The organism is Pseudomonas lundensis (assembly GCF_015377145.2).
Taxonomy (GTDB): domain Bacteria; phylum Pseudomonadota; class Gammaproteobacteria; order Pseudomonadales; family Pseudomonadaceae; genus Aquipseudomonas; species Aquipseudomonas lundensis.
The window spans coordinates 1,029,035-1,054,348 of record NZ_CP062158.2 but is presented as its reverse complement, the minus strand read 5'-3'; the positions used below and the strand labels follow the sequence as shown (position 1 = coordinate 1,054,348).

28 protein-coding genes and 1 tRNA gene are annotated in these 25,314 nt (G+C 56.8%); 9 read left to right on the top strand and 20 right to left on the bottom strand.

From position 1 onward, the window contains the following. The 14 genes from IF654_RS05285 to trmJ form a co-directional block, all read right to left on the bottom strand. The gene (locus IF654_RS05285; protein WP_047281222.1) at positions 1 to 1,005 is read right to left on the bottom strand and encodes a RodZ domain-containing protein; all 1,005 of its coding nucleotides are present in this window, start codon (positions 1,003 to 1,005) and stop codon (positions 1 to 3) included. Then, entirely contained in the window at positions 1,005 to 1,763 is a 759-nt protein-coding gene (gene pilW / locus IF654_RS05280) for a type IV pilus biogenesis/stability protein PilW (protein ID WP_047278845.1), read from the bottom strand. Before pilW ends, IF654_RS05285 begins: the two co-directional genes overlap by 1 nt. Positions 1,764 to 1,775: 12 nt before the next feature. Beyond that, positions 1,776 to 2,912: a dual-specificity RNA methyltransferase RlmN gene (gene rlmN / locus IF654_RS05275; protein ID WP_047273855.1), complete on the bottom strand. Its 1,137-nt coding sequence runs from the start codon at positions 2,910 to 2,912 to the stop codon at positions 1,776 to 1,778. 28 nt (positions 2,913 to 2,940) lie between these two features. Further along, on the bottom strand, positions 2,941 to 3,366 hold the full coding sequence (gene ndk, locus IF654_RS05270) for a nucleoside-diphosphate kinase (RefSeq protein WP_047273854.1): 426 nt from the start codon (positions 3,364 to 3,366) through the stop codon (positions 2,941 to 2,943). 94 nt (positions 3,367 to 3,460) lie between these two features. Further along, complete coding sequence (iscX, locus tag IF654_RS05265; protein WP_047273852.1) at positions 3,461 to 3,661, bottom strand: Fe-S cluster assembly protein IscX; 201 nt, start codon at positions 3,659 to 3,661, stop codon at positions 3,461 to 3,463. A gap of 102 nt (positions 3,662 to 3,763) precedes the next feature. Then, on the bottom strand, positions 3,764 to 4,105 hold the full coding sequence (gene fdx, locus IF654_RS05260) for an ISC system 2Fe-2S type ferredoxin (RefSeq protein WP_047273851.1): 342 nt from the start codon (positions 4,103 to 4,105) through the stop codon (positions 3,764 to 3,766). A 3-nt stretch (positions 4,106 to 4,108) separates the two neighbouring features. Next, positions 4,109 to 5,971 (bottom strand): Fe-S protein assembly chaperone HscA, encoded by a 1,863-nt coding sequence (hscA, locus tag IF654_RS05255; RefSeq protein ID WP_094987396.1) that lies wholly within the window; start codon positions 5,969 to 5,971, stop codon positions 4,109 to 4,111. 50 nt (positions 5,972 to 6,021) lie between these two features. Beyond that, on the bottom strand, positions 6,022 to 6,543 hold the full coding sequence (gene hscB, locus IF654_RS05250; protein ID WP_047273845.1) for a co-chaperone HscB: 522 nt from the start codon (positions 6,541 to 6,543) through the stop codon (positions 6,022 to 6,024). Positions 6,544 to 6,551: 8 nt separating this feature from the next. Beyond that, positions 6,552 to 6,875 carry an iron-sulfur cluster assembly protein IscA gene (gene iscA / locus IF654_RS05245; RefSeq protein WP_047273844.1) on the bottom strand — a complete coding sequence of 108 codons (324 nt, stop codon included), beginning with the start codon at positions 6,873 to 6,875 and terminating at the stop codon, positions 6,552 to 6,554. A 62-nt stretch (positions 6,876 to 6,937) separates the two neighbouring features. Next, positions 6,938 to 7,324 (bottom strand): Fe-S cluster assembly scaffold IscU, encoded by a 387-nt coding sequence (iscU, locus tag IF654_RS05240; protein WP_007929523.1) that lies wholly within the window; start codon positions 7,322 to 7,324, stop codon positions 6,938 to 6,940. Positions 7,325 to 7,420: 96 nt separating this feature from the next. Further along, a complete protein-coding gene (locus IF654_RS05235; RefSeq protein ID WP_047273840.1) occupies positions 7,421 to 8,635 on the bottom strand; it encodes an IscS subfamily cysteine desulfurase in 1,215 nt (404 codons plus the stop codon). Positions 8,636 to 8,684: 49 nt separating this feature from the next. After that, complete coding sequence (gene iscR / locus IF654_RS05230; protein WP_047273839.1) at positions 8,685 to 9,176, bottom strand: Fe-S cluster assembly transcriptional regulator IscR; 492 nt, start codon at positions 9,174 to 9,176, stop codon at positions 8,685 to 8,687. Between the two features lie 258 nt (positions 9,177 to 9,434). Next, complete coding sequence (cysE, locus tag IF654_RS05225; protein WP_047273838.1) at positions 9,435 to 10,211, bottom strand: serine O-acetyltransferase; 777 nt, start codon at positions 10,209 to 10,211, stop codon at positions 9,435 to 9,437. A 2-nt stretch (positions 10,212 to 10,213) separates the two neighbouring features. Beyond that, positions 10,214 to 10,984, bottom strand: coding sequence for a tRNA (cytosine(32)/uridine(32)-2'-O)-methyltransferase TrmJ (gene trmJ / locus IF654_RS05220; RefSeq protein ID WP_047273837.1), 771 nt, complete (start codon positions 10,982 to 10,984; stop codon positions 10,214 to 10,216). Between the two features lie 143 nt (positions 10,985 to 11,127). On the opposite strand from trmJ, the gene suhB reads away from it, so the two are divergent. Then, positions 11,128 to 11,943, top strand: coding sequence for a type III secretion system regulator SuhB (gene suhB, locus IF654_RS05215; RefSeq protein WP_047273836.1), 816 nt, complete (start codon positions 11,128 to 11,130; stop codon positions 11,941 to 11,943). Positions 11,944 to 12,075: 132 nt separating this feature from the next. On the opposite strand, the gene IF654_RS05210 is transcribed toward suhB, so the two are convergent. From IF654_RS05210 to queA, 6 genes are all read right to left on the bottom strand, one after another. Then, on the bottom strand, positions 12,076 to 12,603 hold the full coding sequence (locus IF654_RS05210) for a glycine zipper 2TM domain-containing protein (RefSeq protein WP_047273835.1): 528 nt from the start codon (positions 12,601 to 12,603) through the stop codon (positions 12,076 to 12,078). Positions 12,604 to 12,724: 121 nt separating this feature from the next. After that, on the bottom strand, positions 12,725 to 13,639 hold the full coding sequence (secF, locus tag IF654_RS05205; protein ID WP_047273834.1) for a protein translocase subunit SecF: 915 nt from the start codon (positions 13,637 to 13,639) through the stop codon (positions 12,725 to 12,727). A 9-nt stretch (positions 13,640 to 13,648) separates the two neighbouring features. Continuing rightward, the gene (gene secD, locus IF654_RS05200) at positions 13,649 to 15,517 is read right to left on the bottom strand and encodes a protein translocase subunit SecD (protein ID WP_194862698.1); all 1,869 of its coding nucleotides are present in this window, start codon (positions 15,515 to 15,517) and stop codon (positions 13,649 to 13,651) included. 67 nt (positions 15,518 to 15,584) lie between these two features. Continuing rightward, positions 15,585 to 15,920 carry a preprotein translocase subunit YajC gene (gene yajC, locus IF654_RS05195; protein ID WP_047273832.1) on the bottom strand — a complete coding sequence of 112 codons (336 nt, stop codon included), beginning with the start codon at positions 15,918 to 15,920 and terminating at the stop codon, positions 15,585 to 15,587. A 42-nt stretch (positions 15,921 to 15,962) separates the two neighbouring features. Next, on the bottom strand, positions 15,963 to 17,078 hold the full coding sequence (tgt, locus tag IF654_RS05190; RefSeq protein ID WP_047281236.1) for a tRNA guanosine(34) transglycosylase Tgt: 1,116 nt from the start codon (positions 17,076 to 17,078) through the stop codon (positions 15,963 to 15,965). An 11-nt stretch (positions 17,079 to 17,089) separates the two neighbouring features. Next, complete coding sequence (queA, locus tag IF654_RS05185; RefSeq protein WP_047281226.1) at positions 17,090 to 18,151, bottom strand: tRNA preQ1(34) S-adenosylmethionine ribosyltransferase-isomerase QueA; 1,062 nt, start codon at positions 18,149 to 18,151, stop codon at positions 17,090 to 17,092. A gap of 106 nt (positions 18,152 to 18,257) precedes the next feature. Here queA and IF654_RS05180 point away from each other — a divergent pair. The 8 genes from IF654_RS05180 to IF654_RS05145 all read left to right on the top strand — a co-directional run bounded on the left by IF654_RS05180 (position 18,258) and on the right by IF654_RS05145 (position 25,259). Continuing rightward, positions 18,258 to 18,342, top strand: a tRNA-Leu gene (locus IF654_RS05180). 164 nt (positions 18,343 to 18,506) lie between these two features. Beyond that, entirely contained in the window at positions 18,507 to 19,748 is a 1,242-nt protein-coding gene (locus IF654_RS05175; protein ID WP_194862699.1) for a tyrosine-type recombinase/integrase, read from the top strand. A 244-nt stretch (positions 19,749 to 19,992) separates the two neighbouring features. Continuing rightward, positions 19,993 to 20,919 (top strand): hypothetical protein, encoded by a 927-nt coding sequence (locus IF654_RS05170; RefSeq protein ID WP_194862700.1) that lies wholly within the window; start codon positions 19,993 to 19,995, stop codon positions 20,917 to 20,919. A 77-nt stretch (positions 20,920 to 20,996) separates the two neighbouring features. After that, the gene (locus IF654_RS05165; protein WP_048351130.1) at positions 20,997 to 21,263 is read left to right on the top strand and encodes a helix-turn-helix transcriptional regulator; all 267 of its coding nucleotides are present in this window, start codon (positions 20,997 to 20,999) and stop codon (positions 21,261 to 21,263) included. 2 nt (positions 21,264 to 21,265) lie between these two features. After that, on the top strand, positions 21,266 to 21,565 hold the full coding sequence (locus tag IF654_RS05160; protein WP_194862701.1) for a hypothetical protein: 300 nt from the start codon (positions 21,266 to 21,268) through the stop codon (positions 21,563 to 21,565). A gap of 48 nt (positions 21,566 to 21,613) precedes the next feature. After that, positions 21,614 to 22,099: a hypothetical protein gene (locus IF654_RS05155; RefSeq protein ID WP_194862918.1), complete on the top strand. Its 486-nt coding sequence runs from the start codon at positions 21,614 to 21,616 to the stop codon at positions 22,097 to 22,099. After that, on the top strand, positions 22,096 to 22,380 hold the full coding sequence (locus IF654_RS05150) for a hypothetical protein (RefSeq protein ID WP_194862702.1): 285 nt from the start codon (positions 22,096 to 22,098) through the stop codon (positions 22,378 to 22,380). The genes IF654_RS05155 and IF654_RS05150 overlap by 4 nt, the downstream gene beginning before the upstream one ends. Beyond that, positions 22,377 to 25,259, top strand: a complete 2,883-nt coding sequence (locus tag IF654_RS05145; RefSeq protein WP_194862703.1) for a DUF927 domain-containing protein — start codon at positions 22,377 to 22,379, stop codon at positions 25,257 to 25,259. Before IF654_RS05150 ends, IF654_RS05145 begins: the two co-directional genes overlap by 4 nt. The last annotated feature ends 55 nt before the right edge of the window (positions 25,260 to 25,314 follow it).

Below are 25,314 nucleotides of genomic sequence, written 5' to 3'. Positions count from 1 at the left end.
TTATTGACCTAGCTTCAGGCGAGCAGTCTCGCCACTGGTGAAAGGAGCCACATCCACTGCTTGACCGTTGTAGGTCACTTGCGCACCCCGGGCATAGCCCAGACGCAGGCTGAGTGGAGGCTTGCCGCTCACTTCAAGATTTTCGCCCTTGCGCTTCAGACCGCCAAACAGCACTTTGCCGTTCGCATCGGTGACCTGAGTCCAGCAATCGGCGGTGTACTGCACGCCCACCTTGCCAGCACCTGCCACTGCAGGGGCCGCTTCAGTGACGGGTGCGGCGGGAGCGGCCACGGAGGCAGGCGCCACCGGCGTCACAGGTGTTGGCGTTGGCGCTGTTTGAGCCGCCGGCGCAGGGGTTGCAGGCGCGGGCGCAACAGCAACGGGCGCTTCGGGTACGCCAGGCAGTGCTAACGCAGTCGCGCCCGTCTGGTCGCCTGCGGGTTCGGCCGGGACAGCCGCATCGCCTTCGGTTTTGGCTTCAGCGACGGCCTGATCTTCCGGTTCGTCCAGCGGATGGATCTGGGTTGTGCCGTCCGCGCCTTCCACTTCAACGTGCTCAGGCGTGAGGCCAACAAGGTCTTTGGCGCGCATGGACGTCTGGTCCTGCCACCAGAGAAAGCCGCCGCCGATCACTGCCAGCAGCAGTAACAGGCTGACAATACGCAAGATGGTATGCGACACACGCACGGGCTCTTCGATTCGGCCAAGGCTGTGAACGCTGCTGCCGGTCGAATCCGTCCCTGTGTAGACATCAAACTCATGCACCAGCGCAGCCTGGTCCATGCCCAGCAATTTGGCATAAGCGCGGATGTAGCCACGGGCAAATGTATGACCCGGCAATTTGTCGAACGCGCCCGCCTCAAGATTACTCAGGGAGCTGACCGTGAGATTGAGCTTCAAGGCAACTTCGGCCAATGTCCATCCATTGTTCTCCCGGGCTTGACGCAAGGTCTCGCCGGGATTGACTCGTGTCACTGCTGGAACTTCGGGTTGCGCCGCTTTCATCATTGCTCCGACAGGTATTGCTGATATTCCGGCGTGCCGGGATAAAGTCGTTTTAGTTGCTGGCCAAACGTGGCAGGTGTGGCACGGTCATCGAAGACAGTCGCCAACCGCGCGCCGAGCAATAGACTACGTGCATTTTGCCCACTAAGCAGGCTAAAACGATCGTAATAGTCACGGGCTGGCACATATTGCCTGTCCTGATACGACAGCTCGGCCATCTCCAGCAAGGCTCGCGGCTGCTTCGGATTCAAACGCAGCGCTTTTACCAGATGCTGGCGCGCCACTTCGGGTTGCCCAAGCTTGAGCGCCGTTATACCCAAATTTTCGTAAACACGGGAGCGTTCGGGATAAAGATTATCGGCGGCGGCTTTCTGAAACTGCGCAAAAGCCTCTTGATAGCGTTGCTGCTCAAACAGGAAACTGCCGTAGTTATTGAGCGTACGCGCGTCTTGGGCACGGGCGCTCAGCGATTGACGGTAACTGTTCTCTGCAAGCTCGGGTTCCATTTCGGACTGATACAGCAAAGCCAGTGCGGCGAGGGTGTCCGGGTCACGCTTGTCGAGTTCGAGTGCCTTACCCAGCGGGATCTTCGCCTGCTCGGCCAAACCTTGCTGCAAATAGCCGAGCCCCAGTTGCACATACGCCTGACGCGCTGCATCACGGCCCTTGTCGGTGCTCAACGGGTTTGATCCACCCGATGAAACGCAGCCAGCCATTACGCTGACCAACACCACACAAAGCGCCGCGCGCAGGGTCATAGCGTTCCTCTCTTAAGGCCGGGCGGCGGCGTTTTGCGCCAGATCGGCTTCAATCGAAGCAATGTGGCGCTCGCTGCGGCGCGTCCGGTCATTGACCTGCCCCACCAACTGCCCGCACGCCGCGTCGATGTCTTCACCACGCGTGGTACGCACGGTCACGTTGTAGCCCGCGTTTTGCAGCAACTCCTGGAAACGGCGAATAGCGTTGTTGCTAGGGCGCTCATAACCGGAGTGAGGAAACGGGTTGAACGGGATCAGGTTGATCTTGCAGGGCGTGTCTTTGAGCAGTTCGATCATTTCACGCGCGTGATCGACATGGTCGTTCACGTCTTTGAGCAAGGTGTACTCAACGGTCAAAACGCGCTTCTCACCCAGGGTCGCCATATAACGACGGCAGGATTCCAGCAACATTTTGAGCGGGTACTTTTTGTTGATTGGCACCAATTGACTGCGCAGTGCGTCATTCGGTGCGTGCAGCGACAACGCCAGCGATACATCGATGTGCTTGGCCAGCTCATCGATCATTGGCACCACGCCAGACGTGGACAGGGTTACCCGGCGCTTGGAAATGCCATAGCCCAGGTCGTCCATCATCAGGTGCATGGCAGCGATAACGTTGTCGAAGTTCAGCAGCGGCTCGCCCATGCCCATCATCACCACGTTGGTGATGGCGCGGTCGATGGTTGCCGGAACGCTGCCAAAGGATTTGTTGGCAATCCACACCTGGCCGATGACTTCAGCGGCCGTGAGGTTGCTATTGAAACCTTGCTTGCCGGTGGAGCAGAAACTGCAATCCAGGGCACAGCCCGCCTGGGACGAAACGCACAAGGTGCCACGTTTGCCCTGGGGAATATAAACGGTCTCGACGCAGCTGCCGGATGCCACGCGAACGACCCATTTACGGGTACCGTCGGTGGATATGTCCTCGCTGACGACTTCAGGACCGCGAACCTCGGCAATGGCCTTGAGCTTATCGCGCAAGGCCTTGCTGACGTTCGTCATGGCGTCGAAATCATCGACGCCAAAGTGGTGAATCCACTTCATGACCTGACCGGCACGGAAACGCTTCTCCCCGATTGAGTCGAAGAATTTCTCCATTTCCGGTTGAGTCAGACCCAACAGGTTAGTTTTGCCAGTCGTTGCAATCATGTCTTCACCCTCACTCACAAGCCGATGCTTATCGAGTGGTTACTTCAGTAGCTGCGAAAAAGTAAGCGATTTCGCGAGCAGCGGCTGCTTCGGAGTCGGAACCGTGAACAGCGTTAGCGTCGATGGATTCAGCGAAATCGGCACGGATGGTGCCAGCAGCTGCTTCTTTAGGGTTGGTAGCGCCCATCAGTTCACGGTTACGAGCGATAGCGTTTTCGCCTTCCAGAACCTGAACAACAACCGGACCGGAAGTCATGAAGGCAACCAGGTCACCGAAGAAACCACGTTCGCTGTGCTCAGCGTAGAAACCTTCAGCTTCGGCTTTGGACAGTTGCTTCATTTTCGAAGCAACAACGCGCAGGCCAGCGTCTTCGAAACGAGTAACGATCTTGCCGATAACGTTTTTAGCAACGGCGTCAGGCTTGATGATGGAGAAAGTACGTTGAACAGCCATGGTGTAACTCCAGAAACAGTGATTGAAGCGAAAAATTAAACCCGCGAATTATACGCGGGTTCAGGGGTATTGCATAATTACGTGCGTTGCAGGCTTAGTCAGCCTCTTCGATCCACAACCCCTGAATGGCTTCGAGGACCTTTTCCCCTCCGCGATCAGGGACGTCATCGAAGTCTGGCAGCGCCATCACCAGATTGCGCAGCTTGACGAAATTCACCGTCAGCGGATCAACATCCGGATGAGCCTCAGCCAGCTGAATCGCGATTTCCTGTACATCAACCCATTTAAGGCTCATGACACTTCCTTTAAAAGCAGAGTCTTATACCGCTCAGAACCTTGGCGCGGCTGAAAAACGGGAATGATCCGAATCAGCCAGCGCACCACGGCAGCGATCGAATCAGTGCGGCGCTTCGGCAGCATGATTAAGCGAATACTTAGGGATTTCGACCGTCAGGTCTTCGGTCCCGACCTTGGCCTGACAGCTCAGGCGCGAGTGTGCCTCCAGGCCCCACGCGCGATCAAGGTAGTCTTCTTCGAGCTCGTCAGCTTCTTCCAGCGAATCAAACCCTTCGCGAATGATGCAGTGGCAAGTGGTGCAGGCGCAGACGCCACCGCAGGCGCTTTCGATCTCAATGTGGTTGTCATGCGCCACTTCGAGGATCGACTTACCGGTCTCGGCTTCAACAACCATACCGTCCGGGCAATGCTCGGCGTGTGGCAGAAAAATGATCTGCGGCATCAGTTATTCCTCGATTTCATTCAGGTTGCGCCCGGCCAGAGCCGCCTTGACAGTCAGGTCCATACGGCGGGCAGCAAAGGCATCGGTCACGTGCGACAGACGCTTGGTCTGCTGCTCAATGGCGTAACCATCGGTGCCTTTTAACAATTCGGACAATTGCTGCATGTGCAGCTCGATCACCTTGCGCTCTTCAGCATCAAGCAGACGGTCACCGTCCACCTCCAGCGCGGCTTGCACGGCTTCGATCAGGCGCTGCGCATCGACTTGTTGCTCACGCAACACGCGAGCCACTTTGTCGTCACCTGCGTACTGGAACGAATCCTTGAGCATTTTGGCGATTTCACCATCCGTCAGGCCGTAGGACGGCTTGACCTGAATACTGGCTTCAACGCCCGATCCCGTTTCACGGGCTGACACACTGAGCAAACCGTCGGCATCCACCTGGAAAGTCACGCGGATTTTGGCGGCACCTGCGACCATCGGCGGTATGCCACGCAACTCGAAACGCGCCAACGAACGGCAGTCGCTGATCAGCTCGCGCTCACCCTGCAGGACGTGGATCATCATGGCCGTCTGGCCATCTTTGTAAGTGGTGAAATCCTGAGCTCGCGCGACGGGGATCGTGGTGTTGCGGGGAATGACTTTCTCCATCAGGCCACCCATGGTCTCAAGACCGAGCGACAACGGGATCACGTCAAGCAGGAGCAACTCCCCCCCCTCACGTTTGTTGCCCGCGAGCGTATCGGCCTGAATCGCTGCCCCAATGGCAACCACTTGATCCGGGTCGATGTCAGTCAACGGCTGACGGCCAAACATGTCGGCGACTGCCTCGCGCACCCGAGGGACGCGCGTCGATCCACCCACCATGACCACGGCCTGCACATCTTCGACTTCGATATTGGCGTCGCGCACGGCTCGGCGACAGGCTTTGAGGCTGCGGGCGACCATTGGCTCGATCAGCGCATCGAGCCTTTCGCGGGTCAGCTCGGCAGACCACTGTCCAAACATAACCGTCACGCTCGATGCATCCGTCAGCGCTTCCTTGGCCGCGCAGGCGCTTTGCAGCAGTTGACGCTGAGTGCCAGGGTCCAGATCAGCCGACAACCCTGCCTGCTCGACTATCCAACTGGCGATCGCATGGTCGAAATCGTCACCCCCCAGCGCGCTGTCGCCGCCGGTCGCCAACACTTCGAACACACCGCCGGTCAGGCGCAGGATTGAAATATCAAACGTGCCGCCGCCCAGATCATAGATAGCGACAACACCTTCAGCAGACTGGTCAAGACCGTAAGCCACCGCAGCAGCCGTCGGTTCATTGAGCAAACGCAACACATTAAGACCAGCCAGCTTGGCCGCATCTTTGGTCGCCTGACGCTGAGCGTCGTCAAAATAAGCGGGTACCGTAATCACGGCACCGACCAATTCACCACCCAGTGTTTTCTCGGCACGCTCGCGCAATACCTTGAGGATTTCCGCCGATACTTCGACCGGGCTTTTGGGCCCTTGAACCGTATCGATGAACGGCATATGCGACTCACCGCCCACAAAGCGGTAAGGCAGTTGCTCGCCCAGTTGCTTGACGTCGGACAGACCACGCCCCATCAGGCGCTTGACCGACAACACCGTATTGAACGGATCGGCAGAAGCCGCCAGGCGCGCTGATTCACCCACCTCTACGCGGTCAGGGTGATAACGCACGGCTGAGGGCAAAATGACATTGCCACTTGCGTCAGCCAAAGGCTCGGAAAGGCCACTGCGCAACGCAGCAACCAGCGAATTGGTGGTGCCCAAGTCGATCCCCACAGCCAGACGTCGCTGGTGCGGTTGAGGACTTTGGCCGGGTTCGGCGATCTGCAGTAGGGCCATCGTTATCAGGACTTATCTGTAATCAGGCGTGCAATCGGAAAAGCACGGAGTTAATCGTCGAGGCGCTCTTCTAGCTGGCGCACTTCGTAAGTGAGCTTGTCGAGGAACTGCATGCGCCGCATCAGGCGTTCGGCCTGTTCACGCTGCGCAACATCATCCCAACAAGCAGCGAAGCTGTCGTTCAAGGCTTGCTGAGCGTCTTTCAGTCGACGCTTGAAAGCTGCAATACCTGCCATGTCGGCGGTGTCGTGCAAGTCTTCAAGTTCTTCGCGCCACTGCATCTGCTGCATCAAAAATTCAGGATCGTGCACCGTTGCTTCCAGAGGCACGTCATTACCCTTGAGTTCGAGCAAATAACGCGCGCGCCTGGATGGGCTTTTGAGTGTCTGATAGGCCTCGTTAAGGCTGGCGGACTGCTCCAGCGCCATGCGCTGCTCCCGCTCGGAAGCATCAGCAAAGCGATCCGGGTGAACACCGCGCGCCAACTCACGGTAGCGCGTAGCCAACTGATCGAGATCCAGATTGAAGCTCGGCTGCAGTTCAAACAAAGCAAAATGACAAGGAGTACCCACGACTGGCCTCAAATGTTGAAGCTCTCGCCGCAGCCACATTCGCCACGCACGTTGGGGTTATTGAACTTGAAGCCTTCGTTAAGGCCTTCCTTGACGAAATCCAGCTCGGTGCCGTCAAGGTAGGTCAGGCTTTTGGGATCAATGATCACTTTTTCGCCATGGGTTTCAAACACCTGATCGTCTTCGCCCACTTCGTCGACAAACTCCAGCACATAGGCGAGGCCGGAGCAGCCGGTGGTGCGAACACCCAGACGAATCCCCTCACCCTTGCCGCGCCCATCAAGGGAACGGCGAATATGTCGGGCCGCCGCTTCTGTCATGCTGATAGCCATCGTGACTCCTTACCTGTTGCCAGTTTCTTCACCACATGTGCGCCATATTGGGGCGCAATGGATCAGATCAAACCTTTCTTCTGCTTGTAGTCGCGAACGGCGGCCTTGATGGCGTCTTCAGCGAGTACAGAACAGTGAATCTTGACGGGCGGCAGCGCCAACTCTTCAGCCAACTGAGTGTTCTTGATGGTCTCTGCTTCGTCCAGAGTCTTGCCTTTCATCCACTCGGTCGCCAGGGAACTGGAAGCAATGGCCGATCCGCAACCGTAGGTTTTGAACTTGGCGTCTTCGATGATGCCCTGCTCGTTAACCTTGATCTGCAAGCGCATCACGTCGCCGCAAGCCGGCGCGCCGACCATGCCGGTACCGACATCCGGGTCTTCCGCGTTCATCTTGCCGACGTTGCGTGGGTTCTCGTAGTGGTCAATGACCTTTTCGCTGTAAGCCATGGTACTAATCCTCACTCATCAGAGAGTCGCTCTTGAGCCGCTGTAAACGCTGCTATTCGCTGCATTTACAGCGGCTGTCTGCGGCGACTTGAAATATCAGTGCGCCGCCCACTCGATTTTCGAGATGTCGACACCGTCTTTGTACATGTCCCACAGTGGCGACAGTGCGCGCAACTTGGTCACCGCCTCGCACACTTTCTGCGCGGCGTAATCGATTTCTTCTTCCGTGGTGAAACGCCCGAACGTGAAGCGAATCGAGCTGTGAGCCAATTCATCGTTACGACCCAGCGCACGCAACACGTAAGACGGCTCAAGGGAAGCCGAGGTACAGGCCGAACCGGAAGACACGGCCAGATCCTTGAGCGCCATGATCAGCGACTCGCCTTCAACATAGTTGAAGCTCAGGTTCAGGTTGTGCGGCACGCGCGCAGTCATGCTGCCGTTCACGTACAATTCTTCGAGGTGTTCAACCTGCTTGAAGAAACGATCGCTCAACGCCTTGATACGCACGTTTTCAGCAGCCATTTCTTCTTTAGCAATCTGGAACGCTTCACCCATGCCCACGATCTGGTGGGTCGCCAGCGTGCCGGAACGCATACCGCGCTCGTGACCGCCGCCGTGCATGGTGGCTTCGATACGCACGCGAGGCTTGCGGCTGACGTACAGGGCGCCGATGCCTTTAGGGCCATAGGTTTTATGAGCCGAGAAGGACATCAGGTCGACTTTGAGCTTGGACAGGTCGATTTCTACCTTGCCCGTGGACTGAGCGGCATCAACGTGGAACAACACACCGCGCGAGCGAGTCAGCTCACCAATGGCAGCGATGTCGTTGATGGTGCCGATCTCGTTGTTCACGTGCATGACCGAGACCAGGATGGTGTCTTCACGCAGGGCCGCTTCAACCATGGCAGGCGTGACCAGACCGTCTTCACCCGGCTCGATGTAGGTCACTTCAAAACCTTCACGCTCCAGCTGACGCATGGTGTCGAGTACGGCTTTGTGTTCAATTTTGTCGGTAATCAGGTGCTTGCCTTTGGACGCATAGAAGTGCGCAGCGCCCTTGATGGCAAGGTTGTTGGCTTCGGTCGCACCGGAGGTCCAGACGATTTCACGCGGATCGGCGTTAACCAGATCAGCGACCTGGCGACGTGCGTTCTCGACCGCTTCTTCGGCCTTCCAGCCAAAAACGTGGGAGCGCGAAGCCGGGTTACCGAAGTTCCCGTCAACCAGCAGGCAGTCGCTCATTTTTTGAGCAACACGCGGATCAACCGGGGTGGTGGCTGAGTAATCAAGGTAAATCGGCAATTTCATGGACTATCTCCTAAATCAGGCTGGCTGGCGCACCGTCGTTTTTATGCAATCACTCGACGGCGGACGCTTCGATCTTATCCAGGTGCGGCGCTTTGCCATTACAGCGGCGCTGATCCTGACGCTGGGCTACTTCTTGTACCTCACGGCGAGTAACAAGATCAGCCAAGCTGATACCGCTGAGAAACTCGTGGATTTGCAGGCTCAGGTCGCACCACAAGTGGTGTGTCAGGCAGGTATCGCCAGCATGGCAATCGCCCAGACCCTGGCAACGTGTCGCATCGACAGACTCGTTGACTGCATCGATCACCTGGGCAACCTGAATACCTTGCATATCGCGCGATAGCTGATAGCCACCGCCTGGGCCACGCACACTGGAAACCAGACTGCTGCGGCGCAACTTGGCGAAAAGTTGCTCAAGGTAGGAAAGGGAAATGCCCTGGCGTTCGGAAATATCGGCCAGGGACACCGGCCCGTGCTGTGCGTGCAACGCCAAATCGAGCATTGCAGTTACGGCGTAACGGCCTTTTGTAGTCAGTCTCATGGACAGGTACCACGGAATTCGGAATGGGGGCGAGTATGCTATTCCCGAGTATTTAAGTCAACTATTAGACCTAGTACTTTAGTCGGGATTACCCGCAAAACAGCGCGCGCATTGTAGCAGGCTATGCGACGTAATGGCACACGAGCGATGCTGCGTTTTACAGCGCGCTCGTTGCCGCAAACCTCAAGAAAGCGTCAGGCCAATGATGCAAGCAGGTGGCGCCGCAACCCTTCACAACCGCCTGGAACCACTATCGGCCTAACCGGGTTTGACTTCATCTTTGCCCTGAACACAGGCGAAATCTTCCTCGCGCAACGCGGGCAAGTCCTTGGCGCAGTAGGTACTGCCCAGCTCCTTCAGGGCCCCGCACATACCGTCCAGCTTGCCATCAACGGCCTGCAAATGATCCAGCAATTGCGCAATAGCCCGCGCCACAGGATCGGGCATGTCCTCGCTGACACCGTAAGCATCGAAGCCGATTTTCTCCGCCATCGCCTTACGCCTGGCTTCAACGTCACCCTCGGCCTTGATGATAATTCGCCCCGGAATCCCAACAACCGTTGCACCCGCAGGCACCGGCTTGGTGACGACCGCATTCGAGCCCACCTTTGCGCCTGCACCCACCGTAAATGGGCCCAGCACTTTGGCGCCCGCACCGACGACGACACCGTTCTCCAGCGTAGGATGGCGCTTGCCTTTGTTCCAACTGGTGCCACCCAGGGTTACACCCTGATAAAGCGTGACGTCATCACCGATCTCTGCGGTCTCGCCGATCACAATCCCCATCCCGTGATCAATGAAGAAACGACGACCCACCTTGGCACCCGGATGAATTTCAATGCCCGTCATCCAGCGTCCGAAGTTAGAGACCAGCCGCGCCATCCACTTCCAGCCTGCATGCCACAACCACCCCGACAATCGATGAAGCCAGATGGCGTGCATGCCCGGGTAACAGGTCAACACTTCAAACGCATTGCGCGCAGCAGGATCGCGATGAAACACACTCTGGATATCTTCACGCAGACGCTCGAACATCTTTAATCCTTGCGCTTGAGCAGCTCGCCACGGGCTGCTTTTTGGGTTTCGGTCAGAATGCCACGCAATATATTCATCTCGGCACGACTTACCGAGCTACGGCCATACAAACGACGCAGGCGCGCCATCAGGTGACGCGGTTTTTCAGGATCGAGAAACTCGATCGCCACCAAGGTCTGCTCCAGGTGTTCGTAGAAACGCTCGAGCTCATCCATCGTCGCCAACTCTCCACTTTTGGTGGAGGCGACTTCATCCTTCTCGACCTTGCTCGGCTGCCCCTGCGCAGCCAGCCACGACATGCGAATTTCGTAGCTCAGCACTTGCACAGCGGCTCCCAGATTCAGCGAGCTGAACTCAGGGTCCGACGGAATGTGCACATGATAATGACAGCGCTGCAACTCTTCATTGGTCAGACCGGAATCTTCGCGACCGAAAACCAAGGCTATCTCAGCGCCTTGAGCCGCCTCATCCACGACCTTTTGCCCGCATTCGCGCGGATCGAGCAGCGGCCAGGGAATCCGGCGATCACGCGCACTGGTGCCCAGGACCAGGTTGCAACCCACCAGCGCCTCTTCAAGGGTCGCAACCACTTGAGCATGCTCGAGGATGTCACCGGCGCCCGAAGCACGCGCATCCGCCTCGTGATGAGGAAACAGTCTTGGCTCTACCAGAACCAATCGCGACAAGCCCATGTTTTTCATGGCACGCGCAGCACCGCCGATATTGCCGGGATGACTGGTATTGACCAGAACGACACGAATATTTGACAGCAATGGAAGCGCTCACAGACCGTTAAGAGGGTGCAAATCTTACCTAAGCCCATCACCTTACGCCACGAAAGCTAACGCAAACCTTCATATGCCAAACTTTTCTGCTAGAATGTTCGGCTTTCTTTAACGACCTAGGTGAAACGTCCATGCAGCCCATGCTGAATATCGCGCTGCGCGCCGCCCGCAGCGCCAGTGAATTGATTTTCCGCTCCATCGAGCGCCTGGATACCATCAAGGTTGACGAAAAAGACGCCAAGGATTACGTCTCTGAAGTCGATCGTGCTGCCGAACAGAAAATCATCGACGCCTTGCGCAAGGCTTATCCGACCCACGGCATTCTCGGTGAAGAAACCGGCCTGCATGCGGGCAGCGGCGAAGGTGCTGACTACCTGTGGATCATCGACCCGCTCGATGGCACCACCAACTTCCTGCGTGGCGTTCCGCACTTCGCTGTCAGCATCGCCTGCAAATACCGCGGCCGCCTTGAGCACGCCGTCGTCCTTGATCCGGTTCGCCAGGAAGAATTCACCGCCAGCCGTGGTCGTGGCGCTCAACTGAATGGTCGCCGCCTGCGTGTCAGCGGCCGCACCAGCCTGGAAGGCGCCCTGCTGGGTACCGGCTTCCCGTTCCGCGACAACCAAATGGATAACCTGGATAACTACCTGGGCATGTTCCGCAGCCTGGTAGGCCAAACTGCAGGCATTCGTCGCGCCGGTGCTGCGAGCCTGGACCTGGCTTACGTCGCAGCAGGCCGTTTCGATGCATTCTGGGAGTCCGGCCTGTCCGAATGGGACATGGCTGCGGGCGCCCTGCTGATTCAAGAAGCAGGCGGCCTTGTCAGCGACTTTACCGGTAGCCACGACTTCCTTGAAAAGGGTCACATCGTTGCCGGCAACACCAAGTGCTTCAAAGCCGTTCTGACTGCAATCCAGCCTCACTTGCCGGCCTCGCTGAAACGCTAAGCGAACCGCGCAGACCAAAAAAGCACCCCTCGGGGTGCTTTTTTTTGGGCACTACTTCAATACACCTTGATCGCTGCGCCCGCCGATAAACGGCCAGAGGCTGAAACTGACTCTACAGCCTCTAGAGCGGTATCAATTGAGTATGAGCTTGCCCTGCTTGTCGACGGCAATTTCGCTGCCCGGCTCGTGATCCATCCGAACCTTGCCTTCCTTGCCATCCAGCACGTAACGCACGTCGTAACCCACCACCTTGTCACTGATGTCGTTGACGGTATTGCAGCGGGTTTGAGTCGTGGTGTACGTATCGCGGTTCTGCATCCCTTCCTGAACCTTGTTACCGGCATAGCCACCGCCTACGGCACCCGCAACGGTCGCAATCTTCTTACCGTTACCGCCACCCACCTGATTACCCAACAAACCACCCGCCACGGCACCAATGACGCTGCCAACAATTTGATGCTCATCCTTAACCGCCGCACGACGCGTTACGGTTACGTCCTTACACACCTCGCGAGGGGTTTTAATCTGTTGCTTGACCGGCTGAACAGCCAGCACCTGCGCAGACTCAGGGGCTTTAACCAAGCTGTAAGTAGCAACAGCACCACCGGCAGTGACGCCGACAGCACCCAAAACAGCACCTACCAGCAAAGATTTATTCACGTGAACCTCCAGGCCTTTCTACGCAGGAACAATCCCGCGCTAATCCCAGCCTTGGAGCATAAAAAAAGGCGCGAGTTCAATACTCGCGCCTTTTTAGTGACCATTGGCCATCAACGAACGGTCATGGACGGTCGTCGATTTCCTTTTCACTCGCCGCGGGCGGAATCAGGTCCTCAGCATTGAGGTTCAGCCAGATCAGCACCACGTTGGCGATGTAGATCGACGAGTAAGTACCCGCCAACACACCGACAAACAGGGCAATCGAGAAACCCCAGAGATTGTCGCCACCAAAGATCAGCAGCGCCGCAATGGCCAGCAACGTGGAGATCGACGTCGCCATGGTCCGCAGCAGGGTCTGCGTGGTCGAGATGTTGATGTTCTCGATCAGGCTCGCCTTGCGCAGCACGCGGAAGTTCTCCCGCACCCGGTCAAACACAACAATGGTGTCGTTGAGCGAGTAACCAATGATCGCCAGCACCGCCGCCAGCACCGTCAGGTCAAACGTGATCTGGAACCACGACAACACGCCCATGGTCACGATCACGTCATGCACCAGCGAAACAATTGCACCGACCGCGAACTTCCACTGAAAGCGGAACGCGAGGTACAACATGATGCCGCCCAAGGCCATGAGCATGCCCAGACCACCCTGGTCGCGCAGCTCTTCACCCACTTGCGGGCCCACGAACTCGACGCGCTTGATCACGGCCGGGTTGTCGGTATCCGCCTGACCCAGCGCCGCCGCAACCTTGTTGCCCAGCAAAGGGTCATCGCCCGGCATGCGCACCAGCAAGTCAGTGGTCGCACCAAAGCTCTGCACTACCGCATCGTGAAAACCAGCCGTCACCAGCTCGTTGCGCACTTTGGTCAGATCAGCCGGTTTCTCGTAGGTCAGCTCGATGAGCGTACCGCCAGTGAAGTCCAGGCCGTAGTTCATGCCTTTGTGGAACATGCTGAACAAGGCCAGCACGGTAAGCAGCACAGTGACGCCGAACGCAACGTTGCGAACGCCCATGAAGTTGATTGTACGTAACATGGCAGCCCCTTAAATCCACAACTTCTTGAAGTCCCGACCGCCGTAAACCAGGTTGACCAACGCGCGGGTCACCATGATGGCCGTGAACATCGAGGTAAAGATCCCGAGGGACATGGTCACCGCAAAGCCTTTGACCGGCCCGGTACCCATGGCAAACAGAATCCCGCCGACCAACAGGGTTGTCAGGTTGGAGTCGACAATCGCCGTGAACGCGCGATTGAAGCCTTCATTGATCGCCCGCTGCGGCGTCATGCCATTGGCAATTTCCTCACGGATACGCGAGAAGATCAGCACGTTGGCGTCGACCGCCATACCCATCGTCAATACGATACCGGCGATACCCGGCAGGGTCAGCGTAGCCCCCAGCAAAGACATCAAGGCCAGCAGCAGTACCATGTTGCCCGCCAGTGCCACCGTCGCAATCACACCGAAGAATCGATAGATCGCGATGATAAAGATGGACACAAACAGCATGCCCCACAGCGACGCATCGATACCCTTGGTGATGTTGTCAGCACCCAGGCTCGGACCAATGGTGCGCTCTTCAGCGAAGTACATCGGTGCAGCCAGACCACCGGCACGCAGCAACAGCGCCAGCTCGGAAGCCTCACCCTGACCGTTCAGACCGGTAATCCGGAACTGACTGCCCAGCGGCGACTGAATGGTCGCCAGACTGATGATCTTTTTCTCTTCCTTGAAGGCCTGGACCGGCACTTCTTTCTCGACACCATCGATCACTTGCTTGGTGTAGGTCGTCACCGGCTTCTGCTCGATGAAGATCACCGCCATGCTGCGACCGACGTTGCTGCGAGTGGAACGACTCATCAACTCGCCACCATGACCATCAAGCTTGATGTTCACCTGTGGACGACCATGCTCGTCAAAACCGGCCTGCGCATCCGTTACCTGATCACCGGTGATGATCAGACCACGCTCGATTTGCGCGGAAGGACGGTTGCCTTCACGGAACTCGAACGTTTCGGAAGTGGCTTTAGAAGCGCCCGGCTCTGCCGCCAGACGGAACTCAAGGTTGGCCGTCTTGCCCAGAATACGCTTGGCTTCGGCGGTGTCTTGCACGCCCGGCAGCTCGACCACGATGCGGTTAGCACCCTGACGCTGAACCAAAGGCTCGGCAACACCCAACTCGTTCACCCGGTTACGGACAGTTGTCAGGTTTTGCTTGATGGAATATTCACGGATTTCCGCCAGCTTGGCCGGGGTCATCGCCAGACGCAGCACCGGCTGACCATTGAGGTCGGCAGCGGTAATGTCGAAGTCGTTGAAGTTTTTGCGAATCAGGCTACGCGCTTGCTCACGGGTCGCTTCGTCGGCAAAGCCCAACTGAATGGCGCCATTGAGTTGCGGCAGACTGCGATAGCGCAGTTTGTCTTTACGCAACAGGCTTTTGACGTCGCTTTCGTACACTTTCATGCGCGCGTCAACGGCCTTGTCCATGTCCACTTCCAACAGGAAATGCACACCGCCCGACAAGTCCAGGCCCAGCTTCATCGGGTGAGCACCCAGATTACGCAGCCATTGCGGCGTGGTCTGAGCCAGGTTCAGTGCAACGACATAGTCGTCACCCAACGCCTTGCGCACCACGTCTTTGGCCGGCAACTGATCGTCTTTGCTCGCCAGGCGCAACAAGCCGCCCTTGCCGTTCTGGGCCAGAGTCGCGCCTTTCACCGCAATGCCAGCATCCTTGAGCGCCTTGCTCGCACGCTCCAGGTCAGCATCAGTGACTTGCAGCGCCGTGCTCGCGCCCGACACCTGAATTGCAGGGTCATCCGGGTAGAGATTGGGAGCGGAATAAATAAAACCGATCGCCAGCACCGCCAGGATCAGTACGTATTTCCACAGAGGGTATTTGTTCAGCATCAATCACGCCGCCCGCTTAGAACGCGGGGCGCCTTGCGCGCCCCGTCGATTGTTAAAAGTTGAAACTTTAGATCGCTTTCAGCGTGCCTTTAGGCAACGTGGCGGCTACAGCGCCCTTCTGAATTTTCAGCTCGACAGTGTCAGACACTTCGATCACAACAAAAGCGTCAGTCACTTTGGTGATTTTGCCGGCGATGCCGCCAGTGGTAACGACTTCGTCGCCTTTTTGCAGGTTACCCAACAGGGCTTTCTGCTCTTTGGCGCGCTTGGCCTGCGGGCGCCAGATCATCAGATAGAAGATGACCAGGAAGCCGACCAGGAAAATCCACTCAAAACCAGTACCGGCTGGGCCAGCAGCAGGTGCAGCAGCGTCCGCGAAAGCGGGAGAGATGAAAAAGCTCATTAAGCACTCCAGTTGCAAAAAGTGTTTCTTAGGGTCCGAAAATCAGTCCAGGGGCGGTACAGGCAACCCGCGCTTGGCATAGAAGGCATCGACAAAGGCGGCCAATGTACCCTGTTGAATAGCCTCGCGCAAACCAGCCATGAGCACCTGATAGTGCCGCAAATTGTGGATGGTATTGAGCATGCTACCCAGCATTTCACCGCACTTGTCCAGATGATGCAGATAAGCACGGGAGAAGTTCTGGCAGGTATAGCAATCGCAGGTCGGATCCAGCGGCGAATCATCATGGCGATGGAACGCGTTGCGGATCTTCAACACACCGGTGTCGATAAACAGATGCCCATTGCGGGCATTACGGGTTGGCATCACGCAATCGAACATGTCCACACCGCGGCGCACACCCTCCACGAGATCTTCAGGCTTGCCAACCCCCATAAGGTAACGAGGTTTGTCAGCTGGCATCATGGCGGGCAGGTAGTCCAGCACCTTGATCATCTCGTGCTTGGGTTCACCCACCGACAGTCCGCCAATGGCCAGACCATCGAAGCCGATCTTGTTCAACCCTTCCAGCGAACGCTCGCGCAGGTTCTGGTGCATGCCACCCTGAACGATACCGAACAGTGCCGCCGTGTTATCGCCGTGGGCGTTTTTGGAACGCTGAGCCCAGCGCAACGACAGCTCCATCGAAACACGGGCCACGTCTTCATCGGCCGGGTACGGGGTGCACTCGTCGAAAATCATCACCACGTCAGAACCCAGGTCACGCTGGACCTGCATCGACTCCTCCGGCCCCATGAACACCTTGGCACCATCGACCGGGGAAGCGAAGGTCACGCCCTCTTCTTTAATCTTGCGCATGGCGCCAAGGCTGAACACCTGAAAGCCGCCCGAGTCGGTCAGGATAGGCCCTTGCCATTTCATGAAGTCATGCAGGTCGCCGTGCTTCTTGATGACTTCAGTGCCCGGACGCAGCCAGAGGTGAAAGGTGTTGCCCAAAATCATCTGCGCGCCAATCGCTTCGATATCGCGCGGCAGCATGCCTTTGACCGTACCGTAAGTTCCTACCGGCATGAACGCAGGGGTTTCCACCACACCACGCGGGAAGGTCAGACGACCGCGACGCGCCTTGCCATCAGTGGCCAGCAGCTCGAAGGACATACGACAGTTGCTCATGCTTGATCCTCTGGGGCCGGGGCGGGAGCCGTCGGCGCAGGATTGCGGGTGATGAACATTGCATCACCGTAACTAAAGAAGCGGTACCCCTGCTCAACCGCAGCCTTATAGGCCGCCATGGTTTCGGGGTAGCCGGCGAACGCCGAAACCAGCATCAACAGCGTGGATTCCGGCAAATGGAAGTTGGTCACCAGCGCATCGACCACATGAAACGGCCGGCCAGGGAAAATAAAAATGTCCGTGTCACCACTGAACGGCTTGAGCGTACCGTCGCGCGCGGCACTTTCGAGCGACCGCACACTGGTGGTGCCCACCGCAATTACGCGACCGCCGCGCGCGCGACAGGCGGCCACGGCGTCGACCACCTCCTGACCCACTTCCAGCCACTCGGTGTGCATGTGATGGTCTTCAAGACGCTCAACCCGCACCGGCTGGAACGTGCCCGCCCCTACGTGCAACGTCACGAATGCGGTCTCGACACCTTTGGCGGCGATGGCCTGCATCAGCGGCTCATCGAAATGCAGCCCGGCGGTGGGCGCTGCCACAGCACCAAGACGTTGAGCGTAGACCGTTTGATAACGCTCGCGGTCGGCACCTTCGTCAGGACGATCGATGTAAGGCGGCAGGGGCATGTGCCCGACACGGTCCAGCAACGGCAGCACTTCTTCAGCAAAACCCAGCTCGAACAACGCATCATGGCGCGCCAGCATTTGGGCCTCGCCACCGCCATCGATGAGGATTTTCGACCCCGGCTTGGGGGACTTGCTGGAGCGCACATGCGCCAGCACCCGGTGGCTGTCGAGCACGCGCTCGACGAGGATTTCGAGCTTGCCGCCGGAGGCCTTCTGGCCAAACAGGCGGGCCGGAATCACCCGGGTATTGTTAAACACCATCAAATCGCCCGAACGTAAATGTTCAAGCAAATCAGTGAATTGACGATGAGCCAGCGCCCCGCTCTCCCCATCCAGGGTCAGCAGGCGGCTGTTGCGGCGCTCCGCCAAAGGATGGCGTGCGATGAGCGAATCAGGGAGTTCGAAAGTAAAGTCAGCAACGCGCATGATAGGTTTCGTCTAGCAGGGCCGGGGAGTTTAACGGACTTAGCAAAAATAGACCAATAAGTTGTTGACCGACCTAAAGCTCATCTCTATACTTCGCCGCCATTGAGCCCTGATGGCGGAATTGGTAGACGCGGCGGATTCAAAATCCGTTTTCGAAAGAAGTGGGAGTTCGAGTCTCCCTCGGGGCACCATCTAGCAGTATCTGCAAGTCTCTAACAGGACTCGCAGCACAGGAAAACCGGCCACTGAGCCGGTTTTTTTGTGCCTGACGATCTACCTCTGTCTCCCCCTATCCGTTGTATCCCTGTATCCCCACTTGTATCCTGAGAAAAATACCGAACTTTGGGATACAAGGATGAAGCGCGCAGACATCAAGCGCCGCCCCCTGGCCGATACCACGCTGGCCGGGCTGGAAGCAGAGTCAAAAGAATATCGAGAGCTGGATGGAAGCGGTCTCTACTTCAGGGTAAAGCCTGACGGCGGCAAATCGTGGCAACTGCGCTACAAACGTCCGGCGGGCAATTGGGCCTGGATGGGGCTCGGGGGTTATCCAGAGGTAAGTGGTGCCGTGGCACGAGAGAAAGCTGCTGAACTACGCAAAGTAGTGAGTAGCGGTGCCGACCCTCTGGAACAGAAACGTTCTGCCAAAGCTGCCATCGACATTGCCAAAGCCCGCACCTTTCGCGCAGCTGCTGACGCATGGCTCAAGGCCAAAGAAGAAAAAGGCCTGGCACCCTCCACTCTCAAGAAGATCCGCTCCTACCTCGACAAAGACATACTCCCGGCACTTGGCGACAAACCTCTCGACGACATCACCCGCACCGATTGCGCCGAGCTGCAGGCCAGCATTGAGGCTCGTGACGCCCACAACGTTGCCGAGAAATGCCGCACCTGGGTCAATCAGATCTTTGGCCGGGCCATCGGCTTGGGACTGACAGAGAACGATCCGGGAAGCCGCTTGAGGGATATTGCCGCGCAAGCTCCCAAGACTCAGCAACACCCTCACCTCCTCGAGCATGAGCTGGGTGAGTTTCTTCAGGCACTCAAAAACACCCCCAGCAGACTCACCGCTCGCACAGCGGCATGGCTTTGCCTGTGGACAGCCTCAAGACCGGGCATGGTGCGCTTTGCTGAGTGGCAAGAAATCGACCTTGAGAAAGCCCTGTGGACCACACCGGCAGAGAAAATGAAGATGCGCAGGGATTTTGTCAGCCCTCTACCCAAGCAAGCTATAGAGGCACTGAAGGAGCTGCAGTCATTAACAGGTCGTAGTCGGTGGCTATTCCCCGGAGTCGGCGCAATGAACCCGACCATCAGCGAAAACACCATCAACAAAGTGTTCTCCACTATTGGCTACAAAGGTCGTCTTGTAGGTCATGGCACTCGACACACCGCGAGCACACTCCTAAGGGAGCATGGCTGGCCAAAAGAGCATGTGGAGGCTCAACTGGCACACAAGGAACAAGGTATCTCCGGGATTTACAACAAGGCACAGTATCTCGATAACCGCATCAAAATGATGCAGTGGTACGCCGACCACCTTGAAGAGCTGAGCGCTGGGAATGTGGTGCACGCAGACTTCGGGAAAGCGATATGAATATACAATCCCTACCTTCCATAAAAGCCGGTGTTACGTGTGTAACTCGTGTAACGAAAACAAGCAAGCACTTGAAAATAAAGGATTATTTATTCGTAACACTCTCTACACACACAAACTCAGCAACGTGTAACGCGCCCAATCTGTGTAACAGCAGCAGCTCACAAACCTACCTGCAGGTGCTCACACCCCGACACTTCAATCGCTGGTTTCATGCTCAAAAATGGGGCTCGGGGCAATCTGAATGAATTTCGAATTTGGCGTGAATACTGATGATCTAGAGATTGCAGGCTACAACGTGAAGTACTTACTTTGGGATATGGACGAAGCTGAAGCAGCTGTGCACAAGCTAGCGCTATACCCCCAATTCTACGATCACTTCTATGACGCGTTTGATGTAATCAACATGGCCACCTCGTTCTGGCTCGACGAAGGAAGCTATACAGAATGTGCCGAGTCCACGATCCAATCAGTTTTTCATCTTCGCGACGTGATCGTGCAAGAAGCCAGCTTTATGCAGGCAGCATCCCTTCCAAGGGCTGTTCGCAATGTCATAGGCGTTGATCACCCTGCGACTGATTCACAGCTCACTGCAACCGTGGCACTGGTCTACAGCGTGGAAGCAGTGGAGATCTTGGCCAACTGGCTTTTCAACCTCGAAATCATCGTTGAGGGGATCGACGCAGAGCTAGTTGAACAATTGAAAATGAGGCCTTCGCGGGAATACCTGGACCTAGTTGAGAGACAAAGAGATCTCAACAGCGGCCTAGAAATCTATGCCCGGGAACAATTCGCCATCAGAAAAGGGGATGCTGAAAACGCCCTTCAATTGGCTGGCCTTTATCTGCAAATTGAAAACATCGATGTTTCGGTTAAGGGATTCAATGTTTCAAGCGTACTGCACGACATCGTAAGCACTGCGTTCTCTTCCAAAGCCTCGTTACGGTCAAGTGCAGCTGGCAAAGGCAATAAATCTCCTGACTCTGTTAAACAGCAAGAATCTCAGGATTTAAAGGACAGGATCATAAAGTCAGCCAAGCGGCACCTTCAAGCCAATGCCCAAAGCACAAAAACAGAACTCGTGAAAGCCCTTCATGCGGATGGCATTGCATCTAAACCGACTATTCGAAAGTACGTCGACGAGGGTAATTTCTTTCCTAAATTAAAATGAATAGCTAGGAAAGCAAACCATGTTTGCTTTCCGTTGCGTTCGTACCCTGTGCTGACTCTCACTTGCTAGGCACAGCTATGACGGACTATCTCACTCCAAAATCAAAAGCCCTTTCTCTCCGCGATCCAGGGACAACCTTGATCCGAATCACCGAAGTAATGGCCATCGTAGGCCTTGCTCGCCCCACCATCTACAAGCTTATGCAGCAACCCGAAAGCGGCTTCCCTACTCCAGTAAAACTAAGTAACAGCAATGCCCGCGGCGCGCCTGTTGCTTGGGTACTAGGGGAGGTTCAGAGCTGGACTCGCGCCCGTATCGCTGCTCGCGACGGTGAGGCCGCATAGATATGGGCCATCCTCTAAAAGTAACCATCTGGCCATTCCGAGTGCTGCGAAAAATCGGCTTTTCGCCATCCCGTATCACTCGTTTTGAACGGTTGCGTCGACGCCATGAAGCACTGGGCCGTGCATTGATAGTAGTGAGCTGGCCCGACGGTGTTTGGTGCGTGCTGATCCTGCACACAGAACGCTTTGGCGCAGTCGCCCTTGATGAGCAAGAGAAGTTTTACGCCTATCACGAAGCTCGCCAAATGGTCAGTGAAAGCATCGCTCCCATTCTGCACCTGCGTCACGAAATCCATGCCTGAAACGAAAACGCCCCCGGGAGCGATCCGGAGGCGTTGAGGTATATCTACATGCCAGCTCAATTTATGCCGCTTCGAAAAAATGCGCAAGACCTCCACACGGTTGCACTTTTAAAATCGAGACGTTACTCTTTTGTCGTCGCTGCAAATTCAGCGACCGGGTTTGACGGCCCGACGAATCCAAGGCGCACAGGCGCCCCCATAACGATTGCAGGCGCTTTTTTTGTGCCCGCACATCCTGTTTATGGCGGCTGTGCGCAGGACACCTTCGGGTGTGCCGGTTTCCTTGATTCCCGGTCCGTCAACCTGCGTACAGCTGCCACCTTAATTCGTTTGACGGCGAGTCGTGGCAGTTCCCAAATCAAGGAGCTACGCCACATGCACGCCCTCAATCCGTTCAAAAATCGCGCCGCTGCTCATCGAGCAATGGCTCTCGCCGCTTTACACGCAAACTCCAGCCTTGCTACACGTCTCGCCCGCTACAACTCTCATATGTCCAAAGCACGCGCCCTCGAATCCGCTGGGGGTGCTCAATGAAAAGCGCTCTGAATTTCGCCCTGCCTGAAGATCTTCTTTGCGTCAGCAAAGAGGCCGAAGCCGGTATCCCCATTGACGCCATCACCTGCGCCATTGATCGCGCCTCGTCAGTTCTGACCCTCCTGGAAGATCACTTTGAAGGTGACACCCCTCGTCTTTCCAACCACATCATCGCCTCCGTACTCTGGGATGTTCGCGGCACGTTGGGCTTGATCAGAACCTTGGCCATGCATGCCGACGCGGCCTCGAACCAAGCTGATTCAGTTGGGGGTGCCAAATGAATACTCCCCCAAAAGGTAAATCACGCCGCCCTACTTTTGCCCAAGTCAAAGCTGCAGCTCTGCGCAACATTGATCGCGTACTCACTCAATGGCTGCCCAACGGCAAGCGTGTAGACGGCGGCAAGGAATACACAGCACCCAATCCAACTCGCACCGACAAGCGCGCAGGCTCACTCAAAATCAACCTAAGCAAAGGCACGTGGGCTGATTTTGCGACCGACGACAAAGGCGGGGATCTTATTGATTTGGTGCGCTACCTGGATGGCGGCACGGACGTAGAGGCCTGTAACAAACTTGCGGATCTGCTTCGGCTGAGCGCTGAGGATTCACCATCAAAACCAGCACCGACTAAAAGCCCAGCAGTTGAATGGAAAGCAATTCAGCCGATCCCGACCGAGGCCATGAACAAGTGCCCGGCCAAGCATCGGCAACATGGCGCCCCGTCCAAAGTTTGGATCTATAGCGATACTCAAGGCCAGCCACTTATGGCGCTATATCGCTTTGAACTCGGCCATGACGAAGACGGCAAAACTAAAAAAGTCTTCGCCCCCCTGACGTGGTGCCAGAACTCGGGTAACCCATCGACCCAGTGGCGGTGGCAAGGCTTGCCCGAGCCACGCCCATTGCTGCGCCTGCACGAATTGAGCTTGCAAGCAGATGCAACAGTGGTCCTGTGCGAAGGCGAAAAGGCTGCAGATGCTGCCACCGAACTATTTCCAAACTACGTGGCCACCTGCTGGCCAAATGGCTCGAATGCCTGGCATAAAGCGGACCTGTCTCCTCTCAAAAATCGCAAGGTAGTGTTGTGGCCGGATAACGATCCAAGCGGCACTACCTGCATGGATGCCGTTGCTAAAAAACTGGAAGCAATCGGCGCCGAGTCAATCCGCGTAATTGCGCTGGAGAACTTCAAACGTAAACCAACCCTCGAAAATGGCCACCCCGGTTTCGCCAAGGGCGGCGCGTGGGAGCAAGGCGATGATGCGGCGGACGCTCTCGCCAAGGGATGGACCTCAAGCCACATTGCCGAACTAGAGCGCACTGGCGAACTATTTGGTATTGCGCCTGCTCCAGCTACAGAAACCAAGGTAAAAGCACCGGCTAAGCGTGCGACTAAACCCAAGACTGACACACTGCCCAGCGGCTTTCGTCTGACACACGAAGGTGTGTTTTATTCCGGTGAAGATGGCGAGTCGCGCCCTGTCTGTTCGCCACTGGAAATCCTCGCTCGCACCCGTGACGCCAAAGGTCATAACTGGGGTTTGCTGGTCGAATTTGACGATCCTGACGGCGCAAAAAAACGCTGGAACATTCCGGCGCGCACCATGACCGGCGACTTCGGAAAAGACGTTCTAGGTCCGTTGGTAGATATGGGCCTGCGCCTTGCTGGCACGCGCTCCAGCCGCAATGCGCGTAACGATCTACAAAGCTACTTCCAAGGTTTCGATAGCGCCCAACGAGCACGTCTGGTCACTCGACTGGGCTGGCATGACAACGCCTTTCTTCTGCCAGAGCAGCAAGTCGGTTCACACACTGAGCACCTGCACTTCTACGAAGCAGGCGCCCAACTGCCACCTATCAGCGAGGCTGGCACCCTGGAGCAATGGCAAGAGCAAATCGGCGCCTTGTGCGTTGGTAATCATCGCTTGGCATTTGTGGCCAGCGTTGCGTTTGCTGGACCACTACTGCACATGCTTGGTCATGAATCAGGTGGATTTCACCTGTACGGCGATAGCTCGGGCGGTAAAACCACCCACCTGCAAGTCGCTGCCTCTATCTACGGCGGGCCGCGCTTGGTGCGGTCATGGCGCTCGACCGATAACGCACTGGAGTCCATCGCTGCCGCGCATTCGGACGGCCTCTTGGTACTCGACGAAATCGGCATGTGCGACCCCCGCATCATTGGCGAAACCGTGTACATGCTCGGCAACGGCACAGGGAAAGCCCGCGCTAACGATCGTGGCCAAGCGGGCCGACAGGTTCAGGAGTGGCGCCTACTGTTTCTATCCACAGGCGAAAAAACTTTGGCGCAACACATGGCCGAAGCCAACAAAGAGCTCAAAGCAGGCATGGAAGTACGCATGCTCGCGGTGCCTGCAGATGCTAGTAAAGGGCTCGGCATGTTCGACGTATTGAATGGTTTTGAGGACGCTGCCGCCCTTTCTGACGCACTCAAAGCCCGAGTGGCCAAGTACTACGGCACACCACTCACAGCCTTTCTATCAGCGTTGTGCGAGCCCGGAAAAATGCACGGTTGGGCGATCATCCTGCGCCGCACTCTTGAAGGGTTTATTGCCAAATCCCTGCCCGCCTCAGCGAGTGGTCAGGCCCATCGTGCAGCTCTTCGTTTTGGTCTTGCGGCTGCAGCTGGTGAGCTAGCTACCGCACTGGGCATCACAGGCTGGCCTGATGGAACCGCTACCACGGCAGCCCGTGTCTGCCTCAACGCATGGCTGAATGAGCGTGGCGGCGCTGGTAACTATGAAGGCGATGCCATCGTGGCTCGACTGCGCCAAGTCATCGAGCGCTTTGGTGAAAGCCGCTTCACCCGCTGGGAGTCCGCCGCCGCCAAGATCGACGAGCACGGCCCACGCACCATCGACCGGCTGGGCTTCCGCAAATCGTTGGAGCATGGCTTGGGTGACGAGCTGCACACCACCAACACCTACTACGTGCTGCCTGAGGCTTGGCGCTCCGAGGTATTCAAAGGCATGAACATCAATGCCGTGAACAAGGAGCTGCTGCGTCGTGGAGTGCTCGAGCCGGGAAGCGATGGTAAGGCGTCTAGCCTCGTCCGCCTGCCGGGACTAGGGCCACAACGCTGCTACATCGTAAATACGGTTCCGGGGACAGATGAGAGCGAGGCCAGAGCTGCCTAACGGTGCCCATTGATCGAGGTAGTGCCGGCTCATTCCCGGCCTCGCCAGCCATTTA